The organism is Paraglaciecola aquimarina (assembly GCF_032464635.1).
GTDB classification, from domain to species: Bacteria; Pseudomonadota; Gammaproteobacteria; order Enterobacterales; family Alteromonadaceae; genus Paraglaciecola; species Paraglaciecola aquimarina.
The window spans coordinates 51,940-72,317 of the sequence record NZ_JAWDIO010000001.1 but is presented as its reverse complement, the minus strand read 5'-3'; the positions used below and the strand labels follow the sequence as shown (position 1 = coordinate 72,317).

Below are 20,378 nucleotides of genomic sequence, written 5' to 3'. Positions count from 1 at the left end.
CATGAACAGACTGTGGATGTTGACTTTATTCGTGGCTACGGTTTTCAAACCACTGCCAGCAGTAGGCCAAATTCAGGTACAACAGCAAAACGAGCCGGTATAGGGGCTGAAGTAAAGGGACAGGCTAACCAGCCCAAACCATGGTACTTTAGAGCGTTTATGTATGGTGAATTATTGCCTTACTACGAAAACCAAGCGAGTTTACATCCCACCAAAAAAGACCCTTGGGGCATTCCACAACTGCATATAGATGCACAAATTCGCGACAATGAGCGCAAGATGATCAAACAAGCTGCCAAAGATATCAAAGAAATATTAGCGGTCGGCGGGTGTCAGAATATTAAGGTCATCGAGACAGATGAACATAAGCATATAACGGTAGGTAACAGAACTCATGAAATGGGTGGGGCTTGTATGGGGGCGGATCCTAAAACATCGGTGCTAAACAAGTGGGCACAAGCACACGATGTAGCTAATTTATTTGTAACTGATGGTGCCTGTATGTCTTCTTGTGCTACTCAAAATCCCTCTTTGACTTACATGGCTATCACGGCACGTTCGGCGGATTATGCTGCAAAGTTAATGCAACAAGGTAAATTATAATGGATAGACGAAAATTTATTGGCAGCTCCTTGCTAGCAGGTTTAGCCATTACGGGTGTTACTTCGTGTGTTGCTAGTAACGCAATTGAAATGAATCCAAGTTCGGATATTTTATCCTTAACTGATAGGCAAAAATGGTTAGCTCCATTTTCTTGCAATATTGAACAATGGTTTCGACCTATGCCATTTTTAGACAGAATTGACGCCGCTAAGGCGTTGGGTTTTTCGGCTGTTGAAATTTGGAACCCAAATCAAGCCAAACGAGGTAAAACCCCAGAGTCTATTGCTGAAAGGGCAAAATCTCTAGGTATGCGCGTTACTAGTTATTCACCTAAGCCACCTCCTATGGCAGATCCTAACAATGCAAAAAAATTCATGGCATGGATAGAAACAGTTATTTCTTCTGGGAAAACGTTAAATGTTCGAAATTTTAATTTAACCGGTCACAGGGTGGTAGAGGGTTTAAGCATGGAGCAAATGGTAAGCAATTATACCCAAATGTTAAGACTCGCTGTGCCGAGATTAGAAGCAGAGAATATGGTCGCCACAATCGAGCCGTATAACCCTTTCAATCACAAAGGTGATTTTTTGTATGGTAACGAACCTGCTCTAAGTATCTGTCGAGAGATTAATTCGCCTAGTGTGAAATTGAATTGGGATTTTTTCCATATGCAGCGCACTAACGGCAACTTGATAACCCATTTAGAGAATGGCTTTGATCAAGTGGCTTATATCCAATTTGCAGATTCCCAGGTAGAGAACCAACCCGGTACAGGAGAAGTAGCCTATGGAAAAGTGTTCACCCGCCTACGTGAACTTGGTTATACAGGTTATATAGGTGCTGAGTTTTTCCCTGAGAATAAAGATAATTTAAGAGCTGCATCGGATTTGGCTAAGTTAGCCAAAAGCATCAATCTGCAGCCAAGTGTGTAAACAGAATTTACAGGATCCAACATGAAACTCTGTACTTTTTTAAAACTGGCTATTGTCGCTACAAGCTTGGTCAAGCTGAACGTTTGTATCGCTGAAAACGTGTCAAAAATGGCAGACACACCATTGGGCAACCAATTGAGTTCGGTAGATTATTTTGCTGAAAATGGTTATGGCGAAGGGGTCGCTGTGGTGCAACATCCGGGAGGAGAGTATCTTAACGGTGTGACGTATGTTGCCTATCAAGGCACAAAGGAAGACCCTTATGTGGCTGCATATAACCACGATAAAAAACAATGGTCTGGGCCAGTTCAAGCGGGTAGTAGTATTTTAGGTAAAGATCCTACTAAAAAAATAGATAGCCATGGAAAACCCACCTTATTGATTGATGATGCTGGTTATATTCATGTTTTTTATGGTGGACATGGCGGGGTTAAAGCCCTGCATGGCGCAAATATATTTGGCGCTGGTGATCATTCAGGTGAAAACAAACACGCTGTATCTAAAAAACCTTATGATATCAGTGCTTGGCAAAACTTAGACAATGTGGCGCCTTTTGGTACTTATAATCAAGCCATTAAAATGGATAATGGTGATATGTACTTATTCTATCGTCATGGAGCTCATCGAGCCGATTGGGTGTACCAAAAATCTACCGATAATGGTCGCACCTTTGAAGCGCCAAAGGCATTTCTTAAATACCAAAGACGCGAAGATAATTTAGGTACAGATAGTTGGTATGCCTATGTGTCTAAGGGCTTAAATGACGAGATAGTGGTAGGTTTTGATTACCATTATTGTTGGGACAGAGATGCTCCTAAAAATAACAGAGGAGGGCATTCAACAGAGCGTAAGAATCTGTATTTTATGACCTTTAATACTAAAACGGGTGATTGGCAAAATGTCTATGATGAGACCTTATCCATTCCGCTAACCAAAGACGTAGCTGACGAAAAGACTTTAGCCGTAGACACAGGTGATATGTGGACTTTTAACGGCAGCACAAAAATTGACGCACAAGGTAATCCTCATATATCTGCTTATATTGGTAAAGACATAGGTTGGCAAATTGGTGGGCCTAAACATGCTCGTTATTTTAGATGGACAGGGACTGAATGGGCTGGAAATTTTTCCAGTGGCTTGCCTATTGGCAGAGGTGATTTTTTAAGTTCGAATAATAGTGTTCGGTTTTTACTAAGTGGCATCGACCCTAAAACTGATAAAACCATAGTGCGTTGGTGGGAGAGTAACGACGGCGGTATTCGTTTCAGAGCAGGTAAAGAATTACTTAAATTTAAAGACGACCTAGTGATTATTCCAGATGAAACCAGCGGTAAGCGGCCAAAGTCATTAAGTAACTTAGACAGCCCAGGATCAGCGGCTAGCTCCTTTATTCGCAATGCTCATCCTGACGCGAGGATTATCATTGCCGAAAAGCCTGAAGGAACTGACTTTAGACGTATGTATTTGGTTGGGGATAATGGACCCGTCAAGCGCTCTTTGCTGAGTAAAGAGCAATGATAAAACTATCGCTACTATTAGCATTACTAAGCTTCACTTCACTTTCTGCTTTCGCAGAGGTTATCTGGTTTGCAGACCCTAACAAAAGCACTCAGGTAAATGACTTTTTTAAACGCTTTGATGATGGCAACTACCCGCAAGATTACTGCAAGGTCAAAGGGGATCATAAAGGTGTTGAAGCTTCAACTGCAGTTGTATTTACTGATGAAAAGCTGGGGCAAGTTTGGAAAATAAACAAGCCTAAAAATAGAAAACGTGGTGAGTTTGCTAGGTTTGAAGGTTTAAAAAATAATTACAGCCCAAAAGAAGGTGACGATATTTATATTGCTTGGCAGTGGAAAATTGACACGGTTGATAAGGCCCAAATTGATAAAGAAGTTACCGTTTTTCAATGGAAATCAGCCAGTCCACATAACCAAAATTACCCGCTCAACTTGGAGTATGACGGCGAATTAACGCTAAATGCTTGGGGGGCAGATTTTGTCGGAGACAAGAGCTACTCATCTCGTCGAACTGTATTGTGGCGAAAAACGGTACCGCAGAATGAATGGATTTCGCTGGTTATTCGTATCAAAGTCAGCAAAGCGGAGCATGGTGGCTTAGTACAATTTTGGTTTAATGGCAAACAGCAAGAGTTAGCGAATCTACGCTCGGAAACTTACCAAGTAAAAGTATCGAAAGACAACAAAACGGTGTTTCACCGAACGAATGATGGCCGCTTTGTTTATCCTAAATGGGGAGCATACAATAGAAAATCATGTAAATTTGACATCAATGCTTATTTCCACGAGATGAAGGTCGGGACAAGTTTAGTTGAGGTTATGGCAAACCATTAACCTTCTTTTAGTAGTATTTTTCATATTACTTCCTTGCGCGTTTTAATAATGATTTTTGACTATTGAAAATAAAATTAACAGAGAGGTAAAATGCCTAACTTATTTATAAAAATTGCGGATTATATAAGAGAAAATCAAGCCGCAAGGGGCGCTAAGCTAAGTGTATTAGTATCGGCCAGCTTATTTACGTCAGCATGCCAATTACCCGCTAAGGTGGAAGAAACGAGTTTAGATGAAATTAGTTCCGTGCCACGACCAAACATTTTGTTTATCTTGGCTGATGATCACCGCTGGGATCTCATCGGTAAATACCACCCCATTATACAAACACCAACATTAGATAAATTGGCCGATCAGGGTGTGCTCTTCAAAAAGGCGTTTGTTACTACCCCTATCTGTGGTGCCAGCCGCGCCAGCATTTTAACTGGATTAACTGAGCGCACTAGCGATTACTCCTTTCACCGTCCGCCGGTATCGGAAGAAGATATGGCAATAACCTACCCAGTGGTATTAAAACAACACGGTTACAAAACGGGATTTGTGGGTAAGTTTGGAGTAGAAACCTCTGGCAATATCGAGCAGCGTTTTGACTATTTTAAACGTTCCAAAATGAAAAAAACAGATGTTCATAATGGTGTAGAACGTCCACAAACCTACCACTTTGTTGAGCTTGCCAAAGACTTTATTGAACAAAATAAAGATAGCGACCAGCCTTGGTCTTTATCCGTTAGCTTTTGGAACCCTCATGCCCTTGACCCAGATAAAGTCGATCAGTACCACTATCCTGTTGAGTTTGACGATTATTATAATAACCTAACGATACCGCCTGCCCCATTGTCATCAGAAGAATATTTTGGGTCATTACCTGAGTTTCTACAGACCTCTCTTGGTCGTGAGCGCTGGCAATACCGATATAAAAATGAGGCCCTTTATCAAAAAATGGTTAAACGCCATTACCGCGCAGTCAGTGCCGTTGACCGAGGTGTTGGAATGCTTTACGAGAAGTTAGTTGAAAGCGGCATGGCTGAAAATACCATTATCATTTATACCGGCGATAACGGATATTCGCTTAACAACCGCCAATTGGCAGGTAAATGGTTTGGATGGGATGAAGACTTACGTGTACCTCTAATTATTTTTGATCCTCGTAATCTCAAAGCCCAAGAGCGTGATGAAATTGCTTTAAACATCGATATTGCACCAACCATATTAGATTTAGCCGGTATCGAGTTATCTGAACGTTACCAAGGAAAGTCATTAAAACCTATCATGGCAGGTGAGGCCCCTGAATGGCGCAGTGAGTTCTTTTTTGAACATTTGTTCTCGCCTAAAGTATTTAACATCCCGCCAACGGTTGGAGTTAGAACCGAAGATTGGAAATACGTGCGATACTACCGTAACCAACACGAACAACTTTACCATTTAAAAAGTGACCCCAATGAAGCAATTAACTTAGCTAATTCAAAGCAGCATCAGAATGTATTGAATACATTGCGCCAAAAAACGGATGCCTACATTGATCAATATGAAGCCGAGCGTAACGATACCGTTAAACAACGTGCTTTTGACGGCAATAAAAAAACGAATTTTGTTAACACTGACTCAAAAAATTATTGAGCTAAGCAATTAACGCCAGAGATTAAAGAATATGCTTATTAGCCCCTTTGTGCGGGCGACTGAATTTTTACGACAACTCAATTATTTTTATTGTCTATGACAAAAAACATCAGAAACTAAAAAGGCCAATCGCTTTGATTGACCTTATTCTAATTCACTTGAACCTAGGGCCTGTTTCAAGTAATCGCATTGAGAATGCTCGCCAATTAATACATAAATAGGACAGAACAGTGCACAATTGCCCCCCTAATCATTAATGATATTTAATTCTTTGAAATACCGAGTGATTATTTCTGGATTAATTGTAAGTAATGTGACTGTTTTTGACTTGATGGTTTAACAAATAGCTTATAAATTGGTATATTTTAACATCTTCTATACAAGTTAGATTCAACGCTTAGTCGAATTATTTTGCATTTTACCTGATAAAAGGCCTGAGTGGTGTCTTCAGAACAAAAAAATCAATTATCAGAGAAGCCTTCATCCGAGTTGGATAACGCAGAGGAGTTTGAGCGATTGTTTGATGCTAATAAGAATCGACTTTATCGCTACGTTTATGCGTCAGTGTGGGATAACAGTGCTGCCGACGATATTTTTCAAGAAACCAGCTTAACTTTATGGAATGAGTTTTCTAAATTTGAACCCGGAAGTAACTTTTCAAAGTGGGCAACGTGCATTGCTTTTAACCGTATTAGAGCCTTTAAACGCAAACAAAATAAATATCAGTTGGGATTAGACGATGACTTATTACAAGAATTTAGTAATAACCTTTCGGTGTTTGAAGAGAATACGGTGGCACAGGAAACAAGGTGGCGTCATTTAGAACATTGTTACACGTTACTCTCTCCTCCGATGCAGAAAATTTACCATTATTTTTATAAGCAAAACTTAGTGGCGCAGGACATTGCACAAAAATCGGGGCGATTCATCTATGCTATTCGCAAAGCTATTCACAAATTAAGAAAAAATTATTCGATTGTGTTGAGCAAAAAATTAGTGGAGATGAGAAATGAACAGAAGTGAAAAGTATGCCGCTATCCGAGAAATAGCTGATGCGATAGGTACTAAAACAGCGACTTCCGAACAACAAAAACAATTGTCACAGTTTCTGAAAGGCAATCTTGAAGCGCAACAATTTTTTTATGATTATATGAGTATGCACGCCCATTTACTTTCTGGTGCTGATCGTAATTTAGAATTTTCTTACAAACGCAAAACTGAAACCGCCGTCACAGAAGAGTTTGTAATTCGTCGTAAAGATAGCGAAGACGTACTTAACGACATAGCTAAATTCACAGACAGCCCGCAACAAATAACAACAAAGGCTCCCAGTGGGCGGTTAAAATTATGGATAATACTCGCCACAATAACCTTTTTACTATTGTTAGTTTGGCAATTATTTAATAAAAATACTTTGCCGATTATTGCAGAAATCGAGCAAGGAAAAATTTCAATTATTGGCTAGGGTAGAATAGCTAACTCGCAGCTATTTTCGGGCGAATACCAAGTTGAGCAAGACGCCAGTTTAATACTTGCCGATGGTGATAAGTTGTTCTTAACCGCCAATACCCATATTAAGTTTTTTAATCACAATGAAATTCGATTAACTCAAGGAAAATTGAGTATTGAGCCATTATCAAATAACAATATTATTCTACATGGCCCCAATTTTACCCTGCATTCAAATGGCGGAGCGCTTGCTCTCGACTTAACTCAAGCGCACCTCAATCCTATTGTCCAGAGTGGCGAAAATACCATGTTAATCCCCAGTCGCTGGCAACCGAAACATTTTTGGAGTTTCGATAGCCAAAGTGACCGCACTATTGACTCAATGGGCGGAGCAACAGGTATACCCGCTGCAGGAGCCACCCGAACAACTGGGCTAGTAGGACAAGGCGCTTTTATTTTTGATAATAGCGCCAATGCACGAATAGATGTTGGCTCTGGTGGCGGTACCGCACCGGCAACGGGATCTTTTTCGGTGACAGATGGCGTCACCATTGAAGCGCTGATCCGCCCTGAGTATTCTGGCAAGTTTAAAGAAATAGATGTTATCTTTCGAAAAGATAAAGGCGATAATGAACTGCGCATGCTGCTTAGCTTTCAGCATGATCAGGGTAAAAACTACCTGCGACCGGAAGGTCAATTTAACGAAAGTTTAAGTTTTGGCCTTTACATTGTTGGCCAAGGCTACCATGAATTAAAACTGCCACTTGATGGACTAAAAGGACGACCAACATTAGCGCAATTAAAACAAGGTGATTTTCATCATATCGTGGCAAGCTACAATGTGCCGACAGGTTTAAAAGCTATTTATATAAATGGTGAACTCCTTGCAAGTTACCAATATCCACCTGGGTCAAAAATTTTAAGTGGTGGCCCATGGGACAGGCATCTATCGGTAATAATCCGGCAGAGTCTCGTTGGTTGATGGAGGCTTTTTCCGGCATTATTGATGAAGTGGCATTTTACGATTTTGCTTTACCCTCATTGTCAATCAATCAGCACCTCCAAAATGCCCAGAAAGGACAAAACTACTTTAGCTTACCGCCAAGTGCTGACCCTCTTCCTAAAGCAATCAAATTGTCCTTACCCATGCATTCTGCTATTGAGCTTGATAAGTTAACGGGATTGCCATCACAACACATACCGCAATAAAACAATCGCTTTTAACAGAATTCCGGCAATACTTTTTTGCTGAAAACCTTGGTTAGATTTTAGTATTTATTAAAAATTTACAAAAGAGGGTATCAATCTCTAACTTGCCTGACTAAGTCTTATATACATTAAAACATTTATACATCACTGCTAACCATTGCTATGTAAAATGATGATTAGGACACCAAATGACTAAACGAAAAACATTACTCGGGCTGCTTGCCAGCTTATTAACTTTATTTTCTTTGCAATCTGCCGCTGTAAAATGGGATGCGGAATGGATTTGGACCAAACAAAAAATTGGCAACCCAAATACTTGGGTTGCACTGCGTAAAGAGGTCGATATCGCTGATTTTGACAAGATAGCGACTAATGATGCAATAACCGCTTATATCAGCGCAGATACTAAATATTGGTTATGGATCAATGGTGAAATGGTGGTGTTTGAAGGTAGTTATACTGGCGGCCCATCACCAGTAAAACCCTCGCCTCGTGTGGATAATTTTCCCATTGCTTCTAATAAATATTACGACCAAGTTGATATCAAAAAATACTTAAAAAAAGGTAAAAATACCATTGCCGCCTTAGCTTGGTATTACGGTGCTAATGGCGACAAAGGCACCCATATTTCAGCCAGAATAGGCGGTTTTATATTTCAGGCCAAGGTAGGTGAACAGCTCATCATTTCTGATACGTCATGGAAAGCTAAACAACATTTGGCTTATCAACCGGTAGCGAAAGAAAAACATCGCAGAGTTGCTGCTTGGAGTGTTAATTATGATGCCCGCAATGATATGGGTGACTGGGGTAACGACGCATGGTATTTAGCGGGTTATGACGACTCTAGGTGGGAACCAGCTAAAAGTTCTAAAAAACCGCCTCGCGCGCCATTTTTCGAATTATTCCCGAGTGAAATCCCAACGTTAAATAACTTCGGTTTGGCCAATTGCACTAACTTCCCAGCGTCCAAATTCCCGTTTGTCAGTGACGGTAAAAAAATTAAATGTCAGTTAGATTTTAATAAAAACTTCACGCCTTATTTTGATATTGAAGCGCCTGCGGGCTTAAAGATTCACATCAAATCTAATATGCGTTTAAACACCATTGAAACTTTTTACACGACCAAGCAAGACCGCCAGCAGTTTGAATCTTATTCTTGGTTAAATGGCCGCATCATCGAATACACTATTCCTAAAGGCGTGACCATACACGGTTTAAAATACCGTTGGACTGGTGTAGGTAAGCCTGTTGGTCATTTTGAAAGTGACGATGCATGGTATTCACGTATCTGGCAAATGTCTGAAAACACCCTGTATATTTGTGCCCGCGATAACTTTATGGACACCCCTGACCGTGAACGCGGTTTATGGATTGGCGATGTCGCCGACCAAGCCAGTTATCTATTTTATAGCATGGATAAACCCGGCCGAGATCTTTCTGAAAAAAGCGATTAAAGTCACCATGGCGTTTAGTGATCTCCGAATCAGGTGTATTTGCTGGTTTAGGCCCTGGCCGTTTCCGTGAATTACCGGCACAAAGTCTGCAGTTTATCGAGCAAGGCGTTTGGCATTATTATTACAATACCGGTGATTTAGAAACCCTCGCCTATGCCTATCCTTACGTACACAGATATTTATCTATTTGGGACAAACAAGACAATGGCCTGATAGTATTTAGAAATGGTGCATGGAAATGGACTGACTGGGGCCCACAAGACACAATTGATTACGATGTAATCCAAAATGCTTTGTATTACAGCGCCTTAGTATCTGCTCGTAAAATGGCAAAAGCCTTAAACGACAATACTCATATGACCTTTTACGATCAAAGTATAACAGCGCTGAAAAAAGCCTTCCAACAGCACTTTTGGCAAGATGGTTTTTATAGTAGTAAACCAAACAAACTCAAAGATGATCGCGCCAATGCCGTCGCTATTATATTTGGTTTAGCCGAACCATCTCAGTACCAACAAATTGTCGATAACGTATTGATCCCAAATCAATTTGCCAGTCCGCATTTTGAATGGATGATTTATAACGCCATGGCGATGGCAGGTCGTTATGACGATGCGTTAGCACGAATGAAACAACGTTATGGCAAACAAGTGGATAACAAAGAACGCTCAACCTTAACCGAATACATGACAGGTGGCGGCACCGAAAACCACGCATGGAATGCGCCAGCAACCGTATTAAGCCAATATGTTGCGGGTATAGAGCCAACATCTGTTGCATGGCAAAGCTATCAAATCATGCCAAATATGGCGCACATGAAACGCATCAAACAATTAGTTCCTAGCGTGCAAGGTGATATTAATTTTGCAATAAGCCGTAATAATAACAGTATCAATATGACACTAACGTCACCTAAAGGCAGCACAGCAACTGTTGGTATTCCAAAGACCTACTTCAAGGTCAACTCGATAAGTATCAATGAGCAGCAGGTATTCAAAGCTGGCTTGTTATGGCCAACCGACAATACAGATCAATATCCAGGTATTCGTTATATGGGAGAAGACGATAAATACTTGAAGTTTGAACTGGCTCCTGATGATTGGATCATTCAAGCGGATCAATAGCCATAGTTTGAGCAAACACATGTATATCGGTGTCATAACCTGATTTTTAGGGTTGTGACACCGATATACAAAGCATTAAGAGTAAGCTAGGAAACAATATGTTTAATGATAATAGCGTGATAAATAATTCAACTTTAATCACAATATTCAAGCATCGATTCTCAAGCATCATTATTATTATAATGATGCACTTTTTGATTGGCTGTCACTCAGTTGATCATAACGATACAAACGCCAGTACCAACACGATTAAACAAATTAAACCGCTAGCTCAAACTCAACATTCACCTTTAACTTTACCTTTTAGCACATTAAAAACAAATTTTAAAAACCCCGAGAAACATTATTACCCTGAAACTTGGTTTCACCTCAATGGCAAAAATATTAGTAAACCAGGTTTAACCGCAGATTTAGCCGCAATTAAAAAGGCTGGATTACAAGGCATACAGTTATTTAATACCCGATCTCAGCCATACCCGAATGTCGAACAAGTGCCTATTTTAACGCCAAAATGGGAAGAGATGATTGGCCATATTGCCGATGAAACAGAGCGTTTAGGATTAAATTTAACTCTACAAAACTGCCCGGGTTGGTCGATGGCTGGCGGGCCTTGGGTTCCCGTTGAAGAGTCACAACGTGAGCTAATTGAACATGTATTTCAATTAAAAGGCGGGCAATTTGTTCAAAAAGCGTTAGCGCTTAAAGCTGAGTATTTAACCTCCGATCGTAACTACCAGGATATTAAAACCATTGCTTTTAAAACGCCTAAAAATGAACGTTCGGTTAAGCCAATTCCTCAAATTTCACCCATGAGTTATCAAACTAATAATTCGATAGTGCCGTGGGATACCGTATTTGAAGAAGCAAAACAGGTGATGTACGACCCTAAAAAAATTGATTCACAGGAGCCGTATAGAACCTATCAACAGAAGAATATTCAATATGTTGATGGTAAACCTACATGGGTAGCCGTAACATTCGCAGAAAAAACCACCTTACGCAGTGTAGAATTACCCCCTATTCGTACTGTGTTAACCAATCGCCTTTTGCCAAAAGTAAATATCGGTATTTTAGTTGAAGCACTACAAGATAATGAGCAGTGGCAAACCCTTGCTTCACTCAAAGTTCCTACAAGTCATTGGTACGATAATGATTACCCCGTGACGTTTAATTTACCTGAAACAAAAGCTAAAACTTTTAAATTAACCTTTACTGATGATCCCTTATTTTTGTCTTACGTCCGTTTAAATGGTCACGTGCGTTTACACAACCATGAAGCTAAAGCCTCAAAAAGCTCACGAGGTTTACAAAGCGACATCAAGCAAGTTGTTACTGCTGAAGATACGATAGACCCCAATGACATTATTGATTTAACCTCATATGTTAATAACCAAGGTCAACTAAACTGGCAAGCACCAAAAGGTGACTGGACAGTGATCCGTTTTGGTCACGTCAATATGTTAAAAACCAACCGTCCTGCCGAGCCAGAAGCAACCGGTTGGGAAACCAGCAAGCTCGATAAAATTGCAATAGAAAACCATTTACGTCATGGCATGATGGGGAATTTAATGCGCGATGGTGGCCCACTAGATGGTCATAAACTACATGGCATGTTAATTGACAGCTGGGAAAGCGGCGTGCCTACATGGACCATGCACAAAGATGATTTACCCCAAGCATTTAAACAGCGTCGTGGTTACGACATGTTGCCGTATCTCCCCGCCACATTAGGCTACATTGTCAGTTCAGTCGATGACACAAATAAGTTTTTAAGGGATCTTCGTCAAACCATGGCTGATTTGTATGTCGATAATTTCTTTGACCATTTTAGAACCGTAGCTCACGAGATGGGATCTAAAGTTTACATTGAGGGGGCAACCGGCGAAACATTACCTGGAGATCCCTTACGCTATTACGGCGTAAGTGATTTCCCGATGACCGAATTCTGGTACCCGAAAGCTCCGCAAAATCAAAAAGAAGCCAAACCTATCTACGCCGCAGCATCGGCTTATCATTTATATAACAAACCGTTTTTAGCTGCTGAAGCCGCAACGCAATTAGGGGTGAAATGGAATGAGTCCCCTAAAGATATCAAATACCTGATCAATGAAAATTTTACCAAAGGTGTTAACCATTTAGTCTTTCATACTTTTTCTCATACCCCACAAGTTGATGTCGTGCCCGGATCTAGCTTTGGTGGCAATATTGGCTTCCCCTTTTTACGCACGCAAACATGGTGGCGTCATACACCTACATGGATCAAGTCATTAGCGCGCAGCCAATATTTATTGCAACAAGGTGAATTTGTAGCCGACGTACTTTGGTATTTAGGTGATGATTTAGACCGTCCCCCGTTTGATACCCATCCATTTCCACAAGGTTATAAGTTCGATTATTTAAATGAGGAACTATTGCAAGAAAAAGTACACATCGCTAACGGCCAATTGTATGTTGAAGATGCAGGTAAGTATAAAGTCATTATGCTGCGTGACTCTCAGCGCATGTTGTTATCCACCGCGCAAAAACTTAAAACCTTAGTAGAACAAGGCGCGGTTATTTTAGGTAACAAACCACAAACATCACCGAGTTTGATGGATGATGCCCAAGATTTAAGCAAGCTCACTCAAATAGCAAACCAGTTATGGGGCGATACCAAAACCGGCATGAGAAAAGTGGGTAAAGGTAAAGTTTATTGGGGGCATACATTACCACAAGTATTGAACGCTGAAGCAATTCAGCCGGATGTTTCGTTTGCCAAAGAACTTGATTTACGCTGGATACATCGCAGTATTGGCGACACTGACGTTTATTACATAACGAATCAGCTCGATAAACCTATTGATGCCTCCATCCGATTAAGAACAACAGGTGCGCCACCAGAAATTTGGAATGTAGATACGGGCAACACCCATATTGCGCCAATTTGGCAGCAAGACGATGCTCACATGAATGTCGCTATTAGCCTCGATCCTCATGGTAGTCAATTTATTGTGATTAACAAAAAACGTGAAGATGCAACCAGCGTTACAATATCCCAACAGCAAGGTCATATTGCCCTGAAAAAAGGCACAAGCACCTTATTAAGTAGCCAAGCACACTGGTTTAAAATTCACGATACTGATACACCACCGCTATCATTTATAAATGGTCAGTTACTGCCAAAACAAACAGGCAACTATCAATGGCACTCACATAACGGCGACATAGATGAGCAATTGATTCAGACAGAAACCAAGCCTCTAAACAAACCTTGGCTATTAGATTTTGAAGCCGGCTGGGAAACGCCATCACAGCTAACGTTAACAAATTTGATAGCCTTAAATGAACACGCAGAACCTGCTATTCAACATTACTCAGGCACAATCGCCTATAACACTTCATTCACCGTGAAAGATAAATCACAGTTGATGCAATTAGATCTCGGTCAAGTGGCCGATATTGCCGAAGTGTGGTTAAACCACCAACGTGTCGGGACTCGCTGGGCCCCCCTTATACCTTTGATATTACAAAACATGTAACTGATGGAGAAAATCAACTCAAGGTGTTAGTCACGAATACCTGACGAAATCAACTGATATTCGATGCCAAACGAAAAGCATCACAAAAGAAAACTTGGACGACCAATCCACCAAAAGAACATGAAACACAACTTGATCTTTCAGGACTCATTGGTCCTGTGAGTATTCAGCAAATTAATAATAACAGTGTAGATGGGATATAAACATCGGCATGGTCAATAATAGAGATCCATTCAAGATGATAAAACAGATTAACGAAACCTTAACGCCTAAAGATAAGAAACAACCAAAGCGAGCTCTTTCAAAGCATGGTCGTTTTTCCATTTGCGCTCTGAGCTTTTTAATCTTGTCTGCTTGCACAGGCGTTGAAGAAATTTCAACAGCTGATTCTGGCGCTGAGCCGCTTAAAGAAAAAGGCAGACTAGCATTAAGCTTAAATTCCGAACAATTTTATCAAGCGCCTGCAGAGGTATTAAAAGCCAATTTTAAGACGCCGCCTGAGCAAGTAAACCCTTGGGTTTATTGGTATTGGGTTAGTGATCACATTTCGAAAACGGGGATTGAAAAAGACTTAGCGGCGATGCAAAAAGCCGGTATTAATACTGCACTTATTGGCATTATTCACCTTAAAGACGAACAAGGCGAAGTCAAAGCCTTAAGTGCCCCTTGGTGGGATCATGTGCGTTTTGCCATTAAAAAAGCAGCTGAGTACAACATCGACATTGGATTATTTAACTCACCCGGCTGGAGTCAATCAGGAGGCCCTTGGGTGACACTTGATAAATCAATGCGTTATTTAGACTCAAGTGAACATCAGGTTGTTGGCCCCAAGCAACTTCACATGGCGTTAAATGCACCAGAAGTCAAAGGCCTAAAAAGTAACAGCGCAGACTTTTATCAAGATGTTCGCATTGTCGCGTTTAAAACACCAATTTATGAACAAGACAAACTAACAGCAAGCAATAGCGAAATTAGTATTAGTAATCCGATCACAAATACTTTGCTAAAAAACCAAGCGGTAGACGCACTGTTTGACGGCGACCGCAGCACTATTTATAACTTGCCACAAGAAGTACTTAACCATCAACGTAAAGGAACTCGCAGTGGAGGCCAGCTGCAAATTGATTTAGTGCATCCAACAGCATTTCAAGCCCGTAGCTTAGAGATTTATCCGTACAAAACCTTAAAAACAACCGTTACCCTGTCTGCTAAAAATAAGGCCGGTGTATTTGAAGAAATTAAAACCTTCGAAATGCAACGTCCACGTGATATGGCAGCTATTGGTCCAGATCATGACGCGCCGATTACCGTCACTTTTCCAGCGGTTGATGCCAAACATTTTCGTTTAACCTTTAATGGATTTCATCGTTGGCGTAGCGACAAACCAACCGACCAAGTTGGCTTTAAAGACATTGTATTATCAAAGGCTTACAAACTGGAACGTTATGCCGAGAAAAAACTTGCAAAAGTTTTCCCCAACCCGATGCCTAAATTTGATACCTACCAATGGCCAATGTCGACTGATGTTAGTGATCCGGCGTTATTAGTTGCCGCTGATGAAGTGATAGATATCACCAAACATGTCAAAGATGGACACTTAACATGGCAAGCACCTGCGGGCGATTGGAAAATTGTGCGTTATTTTATGCGACCTACTGGCACACAAAACGGCCCATCAAGTGGACCCGCTCGCGGCCCAGAAATAGACAAACTCAGTAAAGAAATTGCTCAATTTCATTTTGATGCTTACATAGGTAAGTTTATTGAAAGCATGCCAGCAGCTGATCGCACCGCGTTAAAATATGCTGTCGTTGATAGTTACGAAAAAGGCGCACAAAACTGGAGTGACGGTTTTGCTGAAAAGTTTGAGCAACGTTACGGATACGATCCCGTACCTTTTTTACCAGTTTATAGTGGCCGCGCTGTTAACAGTGTTGCACAAAGTGAGCGGTTTTTATGGGATGTTCGCCGACTAGTTGCCGATGGTGTTGCCTACGAATATACCGCAGGCCTTAGAGAAAGAGCCCACCAGCACGAGTTAAAACTGTGGTTAGAAAACTATGGTCATTGGGGTTTTCCCGCTGAGTTTTTACAATACGGTGGCCAAGCTGACATCGTCAGTGGTGAATTTTGGGCCAGTGGCAATTTAGGCGCAATAGAACTCAAAGCCGCTTCCTCTGCGGCCCATATTTACGGCCAAAAAACCGTGATGTCAGAGTCTTTTACCTCGGGCCGTGATACCAGCTTTAAAAATCACCCATGGAATTTCAAAAAGCGTGGCGATTGGTCATTTGTTGAAGGGATAAATCACACCTTATTACATGTGTACATCCACCAAGCTTACGATGACCGTTTTCCCGGCGTAAATGCTTGGTTTGGCTCAGAGTTTAATCGCAATAATACGTGGTTTGATTTTATGGGTAGTTGGCTTGATTATATAAAACGCGCTAACTACATGATGCAACAAGGTAAATATGTTGCCGACATTATGTATTTTATTGGCGAAGATGCGCCGAAAATGACAGGCGAAATTAACCCAGCAGTGCCTGAGGGCTATTCCTACGACTTCATAAACGCTGAGGTGATTTTAGAGCGGTTAACCGTTAAAAATGGTTATTTTCATTTGCCAGATGGCATGCGTTTTAAATTATTGGTGTTACCTAATTTAACCGCCATGCGCCCAGCGGTGTTAACTAAAATTCAGCAACTGGTTAAACAAGGCGGAACGATTTATGGACCTAAACCACAACATTCTCCGAGTTTAGAAAACTACCCAATTGCTGATCAAACCGTCCGACAGACCGCAAATTCATTGTGGCAAAACATTGATGGTGAAACTGTTACCCAATCCAGTTACGGCAAAGGACAGGTTTTTTACATTGCTAGTAAAAGTGCTGAGCTAAGTAGTGTTTTATCTGCCATCAACACGCCAGCAGATTTAAAGGGCTTGCCAGAAGATGTTATTTGGAGTCATCGCAGCAGCGATACTCATGATATTTATTTTATCGCCAACCAATCAGAGCAAAGCCTTGATATCAATCCAAGTTTTAGAATTAACCATGCAACTGGCAGTGCTGCGTCGTCAGCACACATGCAGCCACAACGTTGGAATGCAGTGACTGGTGACATTGTTGATATTGCCCAGTTTGAATTAACCGACAACAACACCCGCATCCAAACACCGATGACATTAGAAGGGTTAGAGTCGAGCTTTTTGGTCTTTGAAAAATCACCAACGGCAGAACAAGCTAGCCATAAAGTCAGCATCAAAAGTATTAACAAAGAACAAAAAAACATGTTTTTACCATCGATGTTTAACCAAGATGGCACGACAACGATTGACGTTAGCGAAAATGGCGTTTATCAAGTCACAACAACTGACAATGTTAAACGTACATTAAAGGTCGATGATATCCCAACGCCACTAATACTTAACAAACCTTGGCAATTAAGGTTCGAACAAAATCGCGATGTGCCAAACACACTTACCTTAAACCAGCTCACGTCGTTAACCACGTTAGCAAGCCAAGCCTTACAACATTATTCGGGCAAAATAAGTTATCAAACGACATTTAGTCTTGATGAAAACATGTTAAGCGATGATCAAACCTTAGAGCTTGATTTAGGTGAAGTTGGTGTAATTGCACGAGTGAATCTCAATGGTAAAGATTTAGGTGAGTTATGGAGCCGACCGTTAACGGTTGATATCACCGACGCTGCGCAATTTGGCAACAATACATTAACCGTAGAAGTAGCAACCACTTGGTTAAACCGTATGGTCGGAGATTTAAAATACCCAGAAAAATTCCCAGATAGTAAAGCGGTTAAAAACTTTAATACCGACGTAACCTTTACCACTAAATTGTCAGCCCAAACGCCATTACAACCGTCAGGTTTGCTTGGGCCAGTATCGATTAGACCTATCCACGCACTTAGGTTTTAAGCCATGTTTTGTGAGTAAAAAATATTTAATAACGAGTATTAAAAATAGAAATAATTATGTTGATGTCCATTTAGAAAAATCAACAAAAAACTGCCTTAGGCGATCAACTCAGCATCAACGGCCAAATATTAACAAACAAAGACACGATCTGGATCGGAGAAACGAAAGAAGCCAATAAGATCATCGTTAAATCAGGACACAACATAATCCAAAGAAAATAGATGTCTATAGCAAGTTTACTTTAAAGATCTGCTTAAAGACTAAAGCAATTAACCAAAAGGAAAAACAATGATTAAAAACATACTGAACGCTTTTAGTAAAGTGTTCAATATGCAAAAAGTAATGACCACCGCCTTATGTACGACTGTACTTGCATTAACGTCAGCTTGTTCATCACTTTCAACCAGCGCAGATGCGGCAGTACCTTCGGTAGCCAAAGAAACACCGCCTAATATTTTACTGATATTATCTGACGACCATGTTTGGAATGATTATGGTTTTAAGGGGCACGAAATTGTTAAAACACCAGCACTCGACAAACTTGCCAATGAAGGCGTCACATTTAAACGTGCTTATGTACCTACGTCACTTTGCCGCCCTTCGCTAGCCACCATAGCAACGGGTTTATATGCCTCTCAACACGGCATTACCGGTAACGGTCCTTCCAAAAAAGTACTCGGCGGTAAAAAGGGTGAAAAATACGCGCAATTACGCAAACAGATCATCAGTAAAGTAGATAAATTAGATACTTTACCGGAATTATTAAGAGCAAAAGGCTATGTTTCACATCAATCAGGTAAATGGTGGGAAGGTAGCTTTAAGCGTGGCGGTTTCGGTCAAGGTATGACCCAAGGTTTTGGTAATCATCCTCAAGGACGCCATGGAGATGTCGGTTTAAAAATTGGACGCAAAGGCGTGGCACCAGTTACAAACTTTATTGATGAAGCAGTTGCCGCAGGCAAACCATTTTTAGCTTGGTACGCGCCATTTATGCCCCATACACCACACACGCCGCCAGAACGAATTTTAAAGAAATACACAAACAAAGGCCTAGCCTTACCTATCACTAAATATTACGCCATGATCGAATGGTTTGACGAAACCAACGGAGAATTGTTCGATTACCTTGAGCAAAAAGGCATAAAAGACAACACGCTTATTGTCTATGTTTCTGATAATGGCTGGATAACTAACCCTAAACAAACAGACCGTTTTTTACCGCTGTCAAAACAAAGTCCAGCAGAAAGTGGTGTCCGTACCCCGATCATGTTCTCGCTACCAAGCAAATTTAAGCCACAAATGCGTCCCGAATTAGTTAGTAGTATCGATATTGTTCCAACTATTTTGGGCGCTGCTGGCGTAGAAGTACCAGCGGGATTACCGGGTAAAAATTTATTTGCCAACATGGTGAATGAAACACCACTTGATCGCAATGAAGTCTACGGTGAAGGCTTCTCTCATGATATGTCAGATATTAACGACATTGAATCTTCATTATTATACCGCTGGGTAATTGAGGGAGATTGGAAACTTATTTTAAGTTACGATGGCGTAAACGAGAGTTATCAGGAGCATCACGCTGTCGATCGTCAAGGGCCACGTTTATACAAGGTATCAACTGACGAGCATGAACAAGTAAACTTAGCCAAGCAACACCCAGAAATAGTAGCGCGCTTATCGCAAAAACTCACCGATTGGTATCCGGTTAAGCAACGTAAAATATTGCAATAGGCCAACTAATAAGGCCAATCGCTTTGATTGGCCTTATTCTAATTCACTTGAACTTAGTAACAGTATTTAGGCAATCTAATAAATCACAGTCCCAGTGATTTGGTAATCGTCAGGCTCTTGATTTAACAGGCCTTGCTCTACGTCAACCTTTTCGCCATTGATCATTAAACTACCGTGTTTTATTTGCCCTAAAACAAAATTGCCTCGACTGTTTTTGGGAAGAGTGACCTGCATGTCTAACTGCCCTTGGTTAATCGTCCAGGCGACACTCACCTCGCCATGGGGTGTGTTATAACTGCCACTGGCTTGATTTAGACGCTGATTAAACTGAGGGTTTATATCAATTTGTCTAAAACCTGCTACCGCAGAGTTGATACCTAAGATGCCTTCATAGAACCACTTTGCTACCGCACCATAAGCATAATGATTAAGGGAATTCATCGA

Annotated in this window: 15 protein-coding genes; 14 read left to right on the top strand and 1 reads right to left on the bottom strand. The window is 40.9% G+C overall.

Translation table 11 applies throughout. From position 1 onward, the window contains the following. Positions 1-12: 12 nt before the first annotated feature. The 14 genes from RS130_RS00330 to RS130_RS00265 all read left to right on the top strand — a co-directional run bounded on the left by RS130_RS00330 (position 13) and on the right by RS130_RS00265 (position 19,934). On the top strand, positions 13-603 hold the full coding sequence (locus RS130_RS00330) for a GMC family oxidoreductase (protein ID WP_316024272.1): 591 nt from the start codon (positions 13-15) through the stop codon (positions 601-603). Beyond that, positions 603-1,535, top strand: a complete 933-nt coding sequence (locus tag RS130_RS00325; protein ID WP_316024271.1) for a TIM barrel protein — start codon at positions 603-605, stop codon at positions 1,533-1,535. Before RS130_RS00330 ends, RS130_RS00325 begins: the two co-directional genes overlap by 1 nt. 21 nt (positions 1,536-1,556) lie before the next feature. Next, positions 1,557-3,053, top strand: coding sequence for a BNR-4 repeat-containing protein (locus RS130_RS00320; RefSeq protein WP_316024270.1), 1,497 nt, complete (start codon positions 1,557-1,559; stop codon positions 3,051-3,053). Then, entirely contained in the window at positions 3,050-3,889 is an 840-nt protein-coding gene (locus tag RS130_RS00315; RefSeq protein ID WP_316024269.1) for a heparin lyase I family protein, read from the top strand. Before RS130_RS00320 ends, RS130_RS00315 begins: the two co-directional genes overlap by 4 nt. Before the next feature lie 90 nt (positions 3,890-3,979). Beyond that, positions 3,980-5,506: a sulfatase family protein gene (locus RS130_RS00310; RefSeq protein ID WP_316024268.1), complete on the top strand. Its 1,527-nt coding sequence runs from the start codon at positions 3,980-3,982 to the stop codon at positions 5,504-5,506. A gap of 441 nt (positions 5,507-5,947) precedes the next feature. Beyond that, on the top strand, positions 5,948-6,529 hold the full coding sequence (locus tag RS130_RS00305; protein WP_316024267.1) for a sigma-70 family RNA polymerase sigma factor: 582 nt from the start codon (positions 5,948-5,950) through the stop codon (positions 6,527-6,529). Beyond that, a complete protein-coding gene (locus RS130_RS00300) occupies positions 6,516-6,971 on the top strand; it encodes a hypothetical protein (protein ID WP_316024266.1) in 456 nt (151 codons plus the stop codon). Before RS130_RS00305 ends, RS130_RS00300 begins: the two co-directional genes overlap by 14 nt. An 84-nt stretch (positions 6,972-7,055) precedes the next feature. Then, complete coding sequence (locus tag RS130_RS00295) at positions 7,056-7,937, top strand: LamG domain-containing protein (RefSeq protein WP_316024265.1); 882 nt, start codon at positions 7,056-7,058, stop codon at positions 7,935-7,937. Further along, entirely contained in the window at positions 7,889-8,164 is a 276-nt protein-coding gene (locus tag RS130_RS00290) for a hypothetical protein (RefSeq protein ID WP_316024264.1), read from the top strand. Before RS130_RS00295 ends, RS130_RS00290 begins: the two co-directional genes overlap by 49 nt. Positions 8,165-8,352: 188 nt before the next feature. Beyond that, entirely contained in the window at positions 8,353-9,618 is a 1,266-nt protein-coding gene (locus tag RS130_RS00285) for an alpha-L-rhamnosidase N-terminal domain-containing protein (RefSeq protein ID WP_316024263.1), read from the top strand. Positions 9,619-9,635: 17 nt separating this feature from the next. Continuing rightward, positions 9,636-10,742: an alpha-L-rhamnosidase-related protein gene (locus RS130_RS00280; RefSeq protein WP_316024262.1), complete on the top strand. Its 1,107-nt coding sequence runs from the start codon at positions 9,636-9,638 to the stop codon at positions 10,740-10,742. A 98-nt stretch (positions 10,743-10,840) separates the two neighbouring features. Then, positions 10,841-14,260: a glycosyl hydrolase gene (locus RS130_RS00275; protein WP_316024261.1), complete on the top strand. Its 3,420-nt coding sequence runs from the start codon at positions 10,841-10,843 to the stop codon at positions 14,258-14,260. Between the two features lie 211 nt (positions 14,261-14,471). Continuing rightward, complete coding sequence (locus tag RS130_RS00270) at positions 14,472-18,203, top strand: glycosyl hydrolase (protein WP_316024260.1); 3,732 nt, start codon at positions 14,472-14,474, stop codon at positions 18,201-18,203. 288 nt (positions 18,204-18,491) lie between these two features. Beyond that, positions 18,492-19,934 (top strand): sulfatase family protein, encoded by a 1,443-nt coding sequence (locus RS130_RS00265; protein WP_316024259.1) that lies wholly within the window; start codon positions 18,492-18,494, stop codon positions 19,932-19,934. Between the two features lie 75 nt (positions 19,935-20,009). On the opposite strand, the gene RS130_RS23485 is transcribed toward RS130_RS00265, so the two are convergent. Then, entirely contained in the window at positions 20,010-20,375 is a 366-nt protein-coding gene (locus RS130_RS23485) for an alpha-L-rhamnosidase C-terminal domain-containing protein (RefSeq protein WP_346433318.1), read from the bottom strand. Positions 20,376-20,378 lie beyond the last annotated feature (3 nt).